The organism is Halopolyspora algeriensis, from assembly GCF_003337235.1.
GTDB classification, from domain to species: domain Bacteria; phylum Actinomycetota; class Actinomycetes; order Mycobacteriales; family Pseudonocardiaceae; genus Haloactinomyces; species Haloactinomyces algeriensis.
On record NZ_QPJC01000003.1, the window covers coordinates 137,019 to 150,349 of the forward strand.

Annotated in this window: 9 protein-coding genes; 1 reads left to right on the forward strand and 8 read right to left on the reverse strand. The window is 68.8% G+C overall.

Translation table 11 applies throughout. The features are described from left to right. Positions 1-6 precede the first annotated feature (6 nt). From mnmA to hrpA, 5 genes are all read right to left on the reverse strand, one after another. The gene (gene mnmA / locus DFQ14_RS07095) at positions 7-1,095 is read right to left on the reverse strand and encodes a tRNA 2-thiouridine(34) synthase MnmA (RefSeq protein WP_114452307.1); all 1,089 of its coding nucleotides are present in this window, start codon (positions 1,093-1,095) and stop codon (positions 7-9) included. A 3-nt stretch (positions 1,096-1,098) separates the two neighbouring features. Then, positions 1,099-2,334, reverse strand: a complete 1,236-nt coding sequence (locus DFQ14_RS07100; RefSeq protein WP_114452308.1) for a cysteine desulfurase family protein — start codon at positions 2,332-2,334, stop codon at positions 1,099-1,101. 229 nt (positions 2,335-2,563) lie between these two features. Continuing rightward, positions 2,564-3,523 (reverse strand): electron transfer flavoprotein subunit alpha/FixB family protein, encoded by a 960-nt coding sequence (locus DFQ14_RS07105; RefSeq protein ID WP_114452309.1) that lies wholly within the window; start codon positions 3,521-3,523, stop codon positions 2,564-2,566. 41 nt (positions 3,524-3,564) lie between these two features. Beyond that, entirely contained in the window at positions 3,565-4,347 is a 783-nt protein-coding gene (locus DFQ14_RS07110; protein WP_114452310.1) for an electron transfer flavoprotein subunit beta/FixA family protein, read from the reverse strand. Between the two features lie 232 nt (positions 4,348-4,579). Then, the gene (gene hrpA, locus DFQ14_RS07115) at positions 4,580-8,554 is read right to left on the reverse strand and encodes an ATP-dependent RNA helicase HrpA (protein WP_114452311.1); all 3,975 of its coding nucleotides are present in this window, start codon (positions 8,552-8,554) and stop codon (positions 4,580-4,582) included. Between the two features lie 267 nt (positions 8,555-8,821). On the opposite strand from hrpA, the gene DFQ14_RS07120 reads away from it, so the two are divergent. Then, positions 8,822-10,255 (forward strand): ATP-binding protein, encoded by a 1,434-nt coding sequence (locus DFQ14_RS07120; RefSeq protein WP_114452312.1) that lies wholly within the window; start codon positions 8,822-8,824, stop codon positions 10,253-10,255. A gap of 37 nt (positions 10,256-10,292) precedes the next feature. On the opposite strand, the gene DFQ14_RS07125 is transcribed toward DFQ14_RS07120, so the two are convergent. The 3 genes from DFQ14_RS07125 to DFQ14_RS07135 all read right to left on the reverse strand — a co-directional run bounded on the left by DFQ14_RS07125 (position 10,293) and on the right by DFQ14_RS07135 (position 13,182). Then, positions 10,293-11,471 carry a THUMP-like domain-containing protein gene (locus tag DFQ14_RS07125; RefSeq protein WP_114452313.1) on the reverse strand — a complete coding sequence of 393 codons (1,179 nt, stop codon included), beginning with the start codon at positions 11,469-11,471 and terminating at the stop codon, positions 10,293-10,295. Between the two features lie 42 nt (positions 11,472-11,513). Further along, entirely contained in the window at positions 11,514-12,296 is a 783-nt protein-coding gene (locus DFQ14_RS07130; protein ID WP_114452314.1) for an enoyl-CoA hydratase/isomerase family protein, read from the reverse strand. Between the two features lie 97 nt (positions 12,297-12,393). After that, the gene (locus DFQ14_RS07135) at positions 12,394-13,182 is read right to left on the reverse strand and encodes an ABC transporter ATP-binding protein (RefSeq protein ID WP_246195683.1); all 789 of its coding nucleotides are present in this window, start codon (positions 13,180-13,182) and stop codon (positions 12,394-12,396) included. Positions 13,183-13,331 lie beyond the last annotated feature (149 nt).

Below are 13,331 nucleotides of genomic sequence, written 5' to 3' on the forward strand. Positions count from 1 at the left end.
CCGCCCTCAGCGAGTGGCGGAGATCTTGGCACTGCCGAGAACGAGGTCCCCCTCGGCCTCGGGGTGGTACAGCACCACGGACTGGCCGGGCGCAACCCCCTTCATCTCCTCCCGCAGCCGTACCCGCACGGTGTCACCGGTGACCTCGGCGACGGCCTCGGCGGTCTCGCCGTGGGCGCGGATCTGCACGGAGCACTCGGTCGGCCCCTCCAGGGGCTGCTCGGACGGCCAGATCGGGCGGGTCGCGTCGATCTCCGTGACGCCCAGGTGATCGGCGTTGCCGACCTTGACATTCCCAGAAACCGGCTCCAGGGACAGGACGTAGCGGGGGCGGCCGTCCGCGGCGGGGGCGTCGATGCCCAATCCCTTGCGCTGGCCGACCGTGAACCCGTGCACCCCGCTGTGCTCGCCGAGCACCTCCCCGCTCTCGGCATCGACGAGATTGCCCGGCCGCTCGCCCAGCTTGGCATCCAGGAACTTCTTGGTGTCGCCGTCGGGGATGAAGCAGATGTCGTGACTGTCGGGCTTCTGGGCCACCGCCAGGTCCCGCTCGGCCGCCTCGGCGCGCACCTCGGTCTTCAGGGAGTCCCCCAGGGGGAACATCGCGTGCCGCAACTGCTCGGGAGTCAACGAGGCCAGCACGTAGGACTGGTCCTTGCTCTCGTCCCGGCTGCGCCGCAGCACCGGCGCCCCCTCGTCGAGCGACAGCCGCGCGTAGTGGCCGGTGCACACCGCGTCGAAGCCCAGCGCCATCGCCTTGTCCAGCAATGCCTCGAACTTGATCTTCTCGTTGCAGGTCATGCACGGGTTCGGGGTGCGCCCGGCAGCGTACTCACCGACGAAGGAATCGATGACCTCCTCGGTGAAGCGCTCGGCGAAGTCCCACACGTAGAAGGGGATGCCCAGGATATCGGCCGCGCGGCGGGCATCCCGGGAGTCCTCGATGGTGCAGCAACCACGCGCACCGGTACGCAAGGTCCCCGGCTGCGCCGACAGCGCCAGGTGCACCCCCGTCACGTCATGTCCGGCCTCCACTGCCCGGGCCGCTGCCACGGCGGAATCCACTCCACCGCTCATCGCTGCGAGCACTCGCACGCTTCACACCTCCGTCGGGGCTGTCGTCGAATCCACCGAAGCCTGGCGCAGACCGGGCAGACCGGCACTGCGCGCCCGTTGCACCGCCGGCCCGATCGCCTCGGTGAGCGCCTGCACGTCCGCGGCGGTCGAACTGTGCCCCAGCGAAAACCGCAACGATCCTCGCGCGGCCTGCGCATCGGCTCCCATCGCCAGGAGCACGTGACTGGGCTCGGCCACCCCTGCGGTACAGGCGGAACCGGTCGAACACTCGATCCCGTTGGCGTCCAGCAGCATCAGCAGGCTGTCGCCCTCGCAACCGGGGAACGTGAAATGCGCATTCCCCGCCAGCCGCACGTCCCCACTCGCTGCGGTGTCGGTTCCGGGATCGCCGTTGAGAATCGCGTCCGGGACCGCCGCACGCACCCCGTCGATCAGCTCGTCCCGCAGCCGGCGCAGCTCGTCGGTGTGCCGCGGCCGGTCCTCGACCGCCTCGCGCACGGCACTGGCCAGTCCGAGCACGCCGGGAGTGTCGAGTGTCCCGGAACGCACATCGCGTTCCTGGCCACCACCGTGCAGGACCGGCGTGCACTCCACGTCCCGGGACAGCACCAGCACACCCGCACCGTAGGGACCACCGATCTTGTGACCGGTCATCGTCAGCGCGGACACGCCCGCCGCCGTGAAGTCCACCGGAACCGTCTCGACCGCCTGTACGGCATCGGTGTGCAGGGGAACACCGTAGGAGTTGGCGACCTCGGCGAGTTCGGAGACCGGGTTGATCGTGCCGACCTCGTTGTTCGCCCACATCACCGTGGCCAGCGTCACCTGATCCGGTGCCGCCCGCAAGGCCTCGTCGAGGACCTCGGGACGCACTCGGCCGTGACCGTCGACCTCCAGCCAGGTGACTTCGGCGCCTTCGTGCTCGACCAGCCACTCCACGGCGTCCAGCACGGCATGGTGCTCCACGGCCGAGGCCAGGATGCGGCGGCGGCGCGGATCCGCGGCTCGCCGGGCCCAGAAGATTCCCTTGACCGCCAGGTTGTCGCTCTCGGTGCCGCCCGCGGTGAACACGACCTCCGACGGCCTCGCACCCAGCGCGGCGGCGATGCCCTCGCGGGATTCCTCCACCGCACGGCGTGCGCGCCTGCCCGAGGAGTGCAGCGACGAGGCGTTGCCCACCATGGCCAGCGCCTCGCTCATCACCGCGGCCGCGTCCGAGCGCATCGGAGTGGTGGCCGCATGGTCCAGGTACGTCATCGCCCTTCCAGGGTAGACGGCCCCGCGTGGGTAATCGGGCTCGCACCCGTCACGGCCACGGCATCGACAGCAATGGCCGGGGATGCGGTATCACTGCAGACACCGACCGCAGGCCGGTCATCGGGTGACAGCCGCGGAGGTTGTCGACGAAGGCTCGATGCCGACTCGTCCGCGCACATGCGTCGGGGGCGGGCCGCCTGCCGTGCGGCCCGCCCCCGAGATGCGACGGTCAGCTCTTGCGCTTTTCGACCTCGTCGGTGAGCTGGGGGGCCACCTTGAACAGGTCGCCGACCATGCCGTAGTCGGCGATGTCGAAGATCGGGGCCTCGGGGTCCTTGTTGACGGCCACGATGGTCTTCGAGGTCTGCATCCCGGCCCGGTGCTGGATGGCCCCGGAGATGCCCAGGGCCACGTACAGCTGCGGCGAGACGGTCTTGCCGGTCTGGCCGACCTGGAACTGCGGCGGGTAGTAGCCGGAGTCCACCGCCGCCCGCGAGGCACCCACCGCGGCGCCGAGCGAGTCGGCCAGTTTTTCGATGACGGCGAAGTTCTCCGCGCTGCCCACGCCGCGGCCACCGGAGACGACCACGCCGGCCTCGGTGAGCTCGGGACGGTCACCGGCCTCGGCAGGCTGATGCCCGGTCACCGTTGCGGCCCGGCCCGCATCCTGGGCGGGCACCTCGGCGGTGACCTGCTCGCCGGCACCGCTGGCGGCCTCGGCCTCCACACTGCCCGGCAGCACCGTGACCACCGTCGTGGCCGTGGTGGCCTTCGCACTGGCCTGATACGCCCCGCCGAACAGCGAATGCGCCGCCACACCCTCGGCGTCGAGGTCGACGGCCTCCGACAGCAGCCCGGATCCGGTGCGCACCGCCAGCCGCCCGGCGATTTCCTTGCCGTCGATCGAGGCAGGCACCAGCACCGCCGCCGGCTGCGCACTGGACACCAGCGACGCCAGCACATCCACCTGCGGCGTGATCAGGTACTGGCCGGCCTCGGCCGACTCGGCAACATAGATCTTGCTCGCCCCGTAGGCCGTCAGGCTGTCGGCCAGCTTGCCGGCCGTGCCCGACTCGCCGACGACCACCGCGGCCGGTTCACCCAACCGGCGCGCCGCGGTCAACAGCTCCAACGTGACCTTCCTGACCTCGCCGGCGGCGTGGTCGACGAGGACCAAAACCTCGGACATAGATGAAAGCCTCTTCCCTTGCGAACCCGGATGCTTCAGCGTCAGACGAGCTTCTGACCGGACAAGAACTCCACGATCTGAACGCCACCCTCGCCTTCGTCGGTGACCTTGACCCCGGCCTCCTTCGGCGGTGCCGGCGCCGACGAGACCACCTGCGTGGGCGCACTGCCCAACCCGACCTCATCGGCGCTCAAGCCCACATCGGCCACCGACAACGTCGACACCGGCTTCTTCTTGGCCGCCATGATCCCCTTGAACGACGGATACCGCGGCTCGTTGATCTTCTCCGTCACCGACACCAGGGCGGGCAGGTTCGCCTCGACCGTGGCCACGCCCGCATCGCTCTCCCGCTCGATCGACACCGACTGCCCGTCGGTGTCGAGCTTGCGCGCATAGGTCAGCTGCGGCCACCCCAGCAGCTCGGCCACCATCGCAGGCACCGCACCGGCACGGCCATCGGTGGACTCGTTACCCGCGATGACCAGATCCACCGACTCCAGCGTGCCGATCGCCGCAGCCAGCGTCCGAGCGGTCTGCACCGCATCCGAACCGTGCAGCGCCTCATCCGACACATGCACCGCCGAATCGGCCCCCATCGACAGCGCCTTGCGGATCGCCTCGTTGGCGCGCTCCGGGCCCATGCACACGACGGTCACCTCGCCGCCCTGGGCCTCCTTGGCCAGCAGCGCCTCCTCCACGGCGCGCTCGTTGATCTCATCCAACACCGCATCCGCCGACGCACGATCCAGCGTGTGATCCGCATCCGACAACTTGCGCTCGGACCACGTGTCGGGAACCTGCTTCACCAGGACGACAATATTCATGGGCCCTCTCCGACCTCCCGCGGACTGACGACGGCTTCGCCGGCTTCGCTCGTTCTCACTGGCACATGGCCATGTGGCTGACCCTGCCATGGGGCCACCCGAAAAGCACAGTGACACCCACCACTCTGGATGTTACTAGCCGGTAGCCCCAGTGTAGCCAGCAGGGTGAAGTGGCGAACCTCACGCTGCGGATACCACGGGTTCCGCGGGTGCCGTCCCGGGGCGGAGCGGGCTATGCCGCGAGCTTGTCCATCGCCCGAAAGATCCGCTTGTCCGAGACCGAATGCGGCGTCTTCAGCTCCTGGGCGAAGTAACTGACCCGCAGCTCCTCGATCATCCACCCGATCGCCGGCAACGAATCACCGACGGGCTGCTCCTGCGGCACCGCGTCGAGCATCTCCTGGTAACGCTGCTCGACGTCGTGGACCCGGTACATCCACTCCCGGTCGCGCCCGGGGTTCTGCGGCAGCTTGTCCAGCCGGTACTCGATGGCGCGCAGGTAGCGCACGACATCCGGCAGCCGTTGCCGCCCCGTGGCCGTGACGAATCCCGGATACACCAGGTTCGACAACTGGGTCCGGATGTCCTCGAGAGATTCCGCGGGCACGGCTCGGGACGGGCTCGCCAGGCGTGCTTCGATGCTCTGCACGGCGGTGAGCACTTGCTCCACTTTGGACATCACGTCGGCCGCGGTCTCGTTCAGGCCCGCGCGCACCCTGTCGGCGAGGCGGGCGAAGCCGTCCTCGTCCGTAGCCGGACCCCCGGCGTCGGCGATCAACGTGTCCGCCGCGCAGGCGATGCAGTCGGAGAACAGGGCCGTCGCATCCCCGTGCGGACTTCGGCTGAACACCAGCTTGGCCGTGTTCGTCACACTCCGCTGGAGAAACTTCATCGGCGAGGGGGTGTTGAGCAGCACCAGTCGGCGCGTGCCCTGCCACAGGGCACGGCGCTGCTCGGCCTCGGTGCCGAACACGCGGATGCCGACCGTCTCCCCCTCGTCCACCAGTGCCGGGTAGGCCTTGACCACCTGACCGTTGCGCTGCTGTTCGAAGGTCGTCGGCAGCTTGCCGAAGTCCCAGTTCCGCAGCCCCTGCCGCTCGACGTCCTCGGCCGCGGCCGAGATCTCGGCTCGCAGTTCCGGATTCAGCCGCTGCCTCAGCGACTCCAGGTCCTTGCCCTCGTCCAGCTTGCGGTTCCGGCCGTTCGCATCCTGGCCGTCGAAGATTCGGAAGGTGATCTTGAGGTGCTCCGGCACCCGCTCGTAGTCCCAGGCATCGTGCGGCACGATCACCCCGGTCATCCGCCGCAGCTCCCGCTCCAACGCCTCCAGCAGGGGTTCGGAGTACGGCGTCACTCGCTGCAGGACGGCTCTGGCATGATCCGGCACCGGAACGAGGTCGCGCCGCACCTGCTTGGGCAGGGATTTCAACAGCGCTGTCACGAGCTCTTCGCGCAAGCCGGGAATCTGCCAGTCGAAGCCGGCAGAGCTGAGCTGATTGAGCACCGACAGTGGGACGTGCACCGTCACGCCGTCGGCGTCGGAGCCCGGCTCGAACTGGTAGGTCAACGGCAGTTCGTGGCGCCCCTGCCACCACACATCCGGGTAGTCACGCTCGCTGACCTCGTCGGACTCCTCATTGATCAGCATCGACCGAGGGAAGGTCAGCAGGTCGGGCTGCGAGCGGCGCGTCTTCTTCCACCAGGAGTCGAAATGTCGGGCGGAGACGACCTCGCTGCCGACGCGCCGGTCGTAGAAGTCGAACAACGTGTCGTCGTCGACGAGGATGTCGCGCCGCCGCGCGCGCTGCTCCAGCTCCTCGACCTCGGCGAGCAACGCGCGGTTGTCGTGGAAGAACTGATGGTCGGTTTCCCAGTCACCCTCCACCAGGGCGTGCCGGATGAACAGTTCCCGGCACAGCTCGGGTTCGATTCGGCCGTAGTTGACCTTGCGTGAGGCCACGAGGGGCACACCGTAGAGGGTGACCTTCTCGTAGGCCATCACCGCGCCCCGGTTCTTTTCCCAGTGCGGCTCGCTGTAACTGCGTTTGACCAGATGTCCGGCGAGTTTTTCCACCCACTCGGGTTCGACGCGGGCCACCGTGCGCGCCCACAGCCGGGACGTCTCCACCAGTTCGGCCGCCACGACCCACTGCGGGGGCTTCTTGGCCAGCGCCGAACCGGGGAAGATCGCGAATTTCGCGCCGCGTGCGCCCAGGTACTCGTTGGGGCCTTTGCGCTGTGCGTTGCGGCCCTTCGCCGAGGAGCCCGCGTTGCGTTCGGTGTCCTTGAGCCCGATGTGCGACAGCAGCCCCGCCAGCAGCGACTGGTGGATCCGGGACGAGTCGGCGGGCTCGTCGTTGACCGACATGCCCAGCGACTTGACCATCTGCCGCAGCTGCCCGTAGAGGTCCTGCCACTCCCGCACACGCAGGTAGTTCAGGAACTCGGACTTGCACAGCTTGCGGAACTGGTTCGACGACAGCGCCTTCTGCTGTTCGCGCAGATAGCGCCACAGGTTGATGTAGGCGAGAAAATCCGAGTCCTTGTCGGTGAAGCGCGCGTGCTGCTCGTCGGCGGCCTGCTGCTTGTCCGCCGGCCGCTCCCGGGGCTCCTGGATCGACAGCGCCGCGGCGATGACCATCGTCTCCCGCGCGCACCCGTTGCGCTCGGCTTCCAGCACCATGCGCCCCAGCCGGGGGTCGATCGGCAGCTGCGCGAGCTTGCTGCCCACCGGGGTCAGCCGCCGGTTCGCGTCCTTCTTCTGCTGTTCGAGCGCGCCCAGCTCGTGCAGCAGGTTCACCCCGTCGGTGATCTGGCGCCGGTCCGGCGGCTCGATGAACGGGAACGAGCCCACGTCGCCCAACCCCAGGGAGGTCATCTGCAGGATGACCGAGGCGAGGTTCGTGCGCAGGATCTCCGGGTCGGTGAACGCGGGACGCGCCAGGAAGTCCGCTTCCGAGTACAGCCGGATGCAGATACCTTCCGAGACGCGGCCGCAGCGCCCCTTGCGCTGGTTCGCCGACGCCTGCGAGACGGGTTCGATCGGCAGGCGCTGCACCCTCGTGCGATAGCTGTAGCGGGAGATCCGCGCGGTACCGGGGTCGATCACGTACTTGATCCCCGGCACCGTCAGCGAGGTTTCCGCGACATTGGTGGCCAGTACGATACGGCGGCCGGTGTGCCGCTGGAACGCGCGGTTCTGCTCGGCGGCCGACAGCCGCGCGTACAGCGGCAGGATCTCGGTGTTGCGCAGGTTGCGCCGGCGCAGCACATCGGCCGTGTCCCGGATCTCGCGTTCCCCGCTGAGGAACACCAGGATGTCGCCCGGCCCCTCGGCGGCGAGCTCGTCGACGGCCTCGCAGATCGCCTGCTGCTGATCCCGCTCGACGTCCTCCCACTCATCGGAGTCGTCGACCAGCGGCCGGTAGCGAACCTCGACCGGGTAGGTCCGTCCGGACACCTCGATCACCGGGGCGTCACCGAAGTGCCGGGAGAAACGGTCGGGGTCGATGGTCGCCGAGGTGATGACGACCTTCAGGTCCGGGCGCCGCGGCAGGATCTGCTTGAGGTAGCCGAGGATGAAGTCGATGTTGAGGCTGCGCTCGTGCGCCTCGTCGATGATGAGCGTGTCGTACTGGCGCAGCAGGCGATCACGCTGGATCTCGGCCAGCAGGATCCCGTCGGTCATCTGCTTGACCAGCGTCTCCTCGCCCGCCTTCTCGGTGAAGCGCACCTGGTATCCGACGGTGCTTCCGAGTTCGGTGCCCAGCTCCTCGGCCACCCGTTCGGCCACCGTGCGCGCGGCCAGCCTGCGGGGCTGGGTGTGCCCGATCACGCCCTGCACGCCGCGCCCCAGCTCCAGGCACATCTTCGGCAACTGGGTGGTCTTGCCGGATCCGGTCTCCCCGGCGACGATCACCACCTGGTGGTCACGGATGGCCTCCAGGAGATCATCCCGGCGCCGGCTGACCGGAAGCTCCTCGGGATAGCGCACCTCCGGCACACCGGCGCGGCGGCGTGCGATGCGCGCCTCGGCCGCGTCCACATCGGTGCCGATCTCGTCGACGACCGCCCGCAGCGCCTCGACATCCCGGATCTTGCGGGCGCCGTCGATCCGGCGACGCAGCCGCCGCTGATCGTGCAGCATCAACTCGGGCAGGCGTTCCCGCAGGTCGGCGAGCGGAGAGGTCACAGGCGGCTTTCCCATACGGTGTCCAGGATAGGCAATCGGGGATGAGGGCACGTGGCCATCGTCGACCAACGTCGCTGATCGGCGTTTCCATCCTGCCCACACCCCGCGTGACACCCGGCAGTGAGCAAGGACACACGCGCACAGCCGGCCCGCCGTCCCGGGGCGCTACGCGTGTTCGGCGCGGCAGAGGTAGGCGGTGGGGGTGTCGCCGATGCGGGTCAGCACCTTCATTGTTTGATACATTAGTGTTACTAACAAGCATGTTAGTAACTTGGAGGAGCAATGGCTCGTTTCGTCGGGCGTACCCGGGAGTTGAGGATCCTCGACGAGGAGCTCGCACGAGTCTCGAGGACCCCGGACGACGATCGCCCCGGACGCTGCCTTCTCGTCCGAGGTCGCCGCCGTGTCGGGAAGTCCCGCCTGATAGAGACCTTTGTGGACCGTTCCGGTGCGGCAGCCTTGTACTTCACCGCGAGCGGGGTACCCACCGAAGCCGAGCTGGCCGGTCTCCGCCGGGACGCGCAGGAGTCCTCGCTTCCCGCACGGGATCTTCTCGGAGCAGGTCAACCGAGCAACTGGGATGACGCACTTCGACTACTCGCGGCATCGCTGCCCGAGGACACACCGAGCGTGGTCGTCATCGACGAGCTGCCCTACCTGATGGATGACGACCACGCTTTCGAAGGCACCCTGCAACGAGCCTGGGATCGTCACCTCTCGCGCAAACCGGTGCTGTTGATCCTGGTCGGTTCGGACCTGTCGATGATGGAGGCACTCGACGACTACCGACGGCCGTTCCATCAGCGTGGCAGGGAAATGGTGATCGGTCCGCTGACTCCGCTCGATTTGGCCTCCATGCTGGATCTCGAAGCCGCCGACGCCTTCGATGCGTACCTGGTCACCGGTGGACTCCCGCTGATCTGCACCGACTGGGAAGCGGGGCAGGACCTGTGGGGATTCCTCGAGCGATCCCTGGCCAATCCCACCTCGCCACTGCTCGTCTCGGCGGAACGCTCGCTGGCAGCGGAATTTCCCGAGCATGTCCAGGCTCGGACCGTCCTGAGTGCGATCGGTTCGGGAGAACGCACGTTCACCAACATCGCCAAGGCAGCGGGAGGCATCGCCTCCGCACCACTGCAGCGATCGCTGACGAGCTTGACCCGAAAACGGGTCGTGGCCGGAGAGCTCCCACTGTCAACCAGGCCTTCGAAGGAGCGGCGCTACCACATCACCGATCCCTACCTCCGGTTCTGGCTGCGTTTCCTCGCCCCCTCGATGGCCGAGATCGAACGCGGCCGTGGAGACCTGACCCTTGAGCGCATCCGGCGCGACTGGACCACGTGGCGCGGACGTGCTGTCGAACCGGTGATCAAAGAGGCACTCGCACGAAAACTTCCCGACGAGCACCTTCCCGCCGCACCCGCCATCGGCGGCTACTGGACCCGGACGAACGATGTCGAGCTCGACATCGTCGGCGCTGATCGTTCTCCCGTGGCAGGCCGCCTTCTTTTCGTCGGTTCGGTCAAATGGCTCGAACGCTGCCCCTTCGACGAACACGATCTCGTGGAACTCCAGCGTCACCGTGCCGCCCTCACGAGCGAGCCGGTACCCACCATCGCCGTGTCCCGAAGCGGGGTCTCCTGCCGGGGACTGCACACGAGCTACGAACCTCACGATCTTCTCGAGGCATGGGCCGACAGCGCCCGAGTACCATGAGCACGATCGAACCGCGAGCGATGTAGCTCGTCGGGCGCTACGTGCGTTCGGCGCGGCAGAGGTAGGCGGTGGGGGTGTCGCCGATGCGGGTCAGCACCACGGTCGCTTCCGCGGTGCCTGCGAGTTTGAGTCTGCGGCGCAGCGCGTCCGGATCCACGTCCAGGCCTCGCACGAGGATCTCCAGACGACCGACCTCATGTCGCCGCAGCATCGTGCGCAGGGATTTCTCGGTGTAGCGGCCGTGTTCGAGCACCCGGAACGCGCGCACACCCGGGGGTGGCGCGTCCCCGGTCAGGTAGGCGATCCGCGGATCGAGCTGTCCGAGTCCGTGCCGGGCCGCGTAATGGCGGACCAGGCCCGCGCGCACCACGGCACCGTCCGGGTCCACCAGCCACTGCCCCACCTCGCGCACGGGGCACTCGTCCGGTTCGGCGTCCGTGATCTCCCGTGCGGAACCATCGGAGCCCAGCACCGTGGCACGCCGGTGCACACCCGCCGCGGCAAGCCCGCCGAGCCACAACGACGCCTCACGCACCTGCCCGTCCAGGGACACGAGCTCGATCTCGGCCTCGGGCGGGATCCGGTCGAAGTCCAACCCGGGGGCGCACTTGATCACCAGCTCACGGCCCGCGTAGACGTCGAGCAGCTCGTCCAGCGGAGGCTCGAGGTCGGCCGGGTCCCACCGGCGACGTCCGCCGGTGTCCCTGCGTCCCGGATCGGCGAGCACCGCCGTATCCACGGTCACCGGCCGCAACGCATCCGCCCGGGCCAGCGGGACGGCATGTCCGTCCACGGCGAGGTTGTGCTGTGCCATCGCCAGCCGTACCGGGTCCAGATCCGAACCGGCACAGCGTGCGGCCACCGCGGCGACCGCACGCAGGTCCGCACCGATCGAACACGTCACGTCGTGCACAGCACGGCCTGCCAGCCGACGGGCCCGGTGCCGGGCCACCGGGCCCGGGGTGGCCTGCTGCAGGGCGTCGTCGGTGAACAGCCATCCGTCCGCGGAATCCAGTTTCGCCCGGGAGCGGCGCCGGAGAACCGCGGTTTCCAGCACCGCCGCAGCGAAACGCGGACCCACCTGCTTGCGCGCCTCGGCGGTATCGGCGAGCCGGGATGACGCGGTCAGCGGCAGCTGGGACACCGCCGCAACCGCCGCGTCACCCTCCGGCGATCGCAGGAAGGCGACATCATCGGTGTCGAACGTGTAGGCCACGGCCGCCCGGTCCCTTCCACCGCGAGTACTGGTCCGACCCGCTCACTCGCCGGTGAACTGGGCCTTGCCGGGACCGTTTTCGAGGAACGAGCGCATCCCGATCGTCTGGTCCTCGGTGGCGAACATCGCGGCGAACAGGTTGGTCTCGATCTTCAGCCCGCTGTCGAGATCGACGTCGAGGCCGTCGTCGATGGCGGACTTGGCCGCCGCGAGGGCCTGGGCGGCACCACCCACGAACTGCTCGGCCCAACGGCGGGCCGCCGCGTAGACGTCGTCGGCGGCCACGAGCTCGTCGACCATGCCCAGCGAGAGTGCCTCCTCGGCCTTGACGAACCGGCCGGTGTAGATGATGTCCTTGGCCTTGCTCGGTCCGATCAGCCTGGCCAGGCGCTGCGTACCGCCCGCACCGGGAATGACGCCGAGCAGGATTTCCGGCTGACCGACCCGAGCGTTGTCGGCGGCGATACGCCGATCGCAGGTCAGGGCCAGCTCGAAACCGCCTCCCAGCGCGTATCCGGTGAGCGCGGCCACCGTCGGCTTCGGGATCGCCGCCACGGCGTTCATCGCCGCGGACAGCCCGCTGCGTTCCTTGGCGGCCATGTCCCCATAGGACATCTCGGCCATCTCCTTGATGTCCGCCCCGGCCGCGAAGACCTTCTCGCCGCCGTAGACGATCACCGCGCGCACATCGGAGCGCTCGGCGGCCTCGACGGCCACCTCGTGAAGCTCCTGCTCGATCCGGCGGTTCAGGGCATTCATCGGAGGGCGGTCCAACCGGATGGTTCCGATGCCACCGTCGACCTCGAGCCTGACCAACTCACCCACGCCGTAACCTCCTCGTCGTACTGGCCGTGCGCGCCGAAGGCTACCCCGCGGGCGCACACCCCGTCAGGGTCCGCGGTCCTTCGTCGCGCACACTCCCTCAACCGCGGCGCCGCGCGAAGTACCGATCCCCACTGCGCTGCAGTTCCAGGTCCTGACCGAAGGTCTTCGCCAGGTTGTCCTCGGTGAGCACGTCGTCGAGCAGACCCTGGGCGACCACACCACCGTCGGCCAGCAGCAGGGCGTGGGTGAATCCGGGCGGGATCTCCTCCACGTGATGCGTCACCAGGGTCATCGCCGGGGCGTCGGGATCCATCGCCAGTCCCGACAGCCGCGCGACCAGGTCCTCCCGCCCCCCCAGGTCCAGACCTGCGGCCGGTTCGTCGAGCAGCAGGAGCTCGGGGTCGGTCATCAGCGCCCGGGCGATGATCGTGCGCTTGCGCTCCCCCTCGGACAGGGTGGCGAAGGCCCGGTCGGCCAGGTGCGCGATACCGAGCGTGTCCAGCAGTTCCGCCGCCCGGTCGGTGTCCATCCGGTCGTACTCCTCGCGCCAGCGCCCGAGCACCGCGTATCCGGCGCTGACCACCACGTCGCGGACGAGTTCGTCCCCGGGCACGCGGGCGGCCACGGCCGCCGAGCACAGCCCGATCCGGGGGCGCAGCTCGAAGACGTTGGTGCGGCCCAGTTGCTCGTCGAGGATCTCGACGGTGCCGGTCGTGGGGTGCATCTCGGCACCGGCAAGCTTGAGCAGGGTCGTCTTGCCCGCGCCGTTCGGGCCGAGCACCACCCAGCGCTCATCCAGCTCGACCGACCAGTCCACGCCGCCCACCAGCAGGTTCTCACCCCGCCGGACACTGACGCCGCCCATCCGGATGACCTGGTCGTCCACGTCTACCTCCCAGCCGTGCCTGGCCCTGTGCCGCCCGCCGATCAGCGCGCGGTTCGTCTCCGTCGGACCGCCTGTCGGCTCCGGCGGCTCCCCTCACCGCTCCATTGTCGCGGTCGCTTCGCAGGTGTCTGCGCCCGGGAGCACTCACC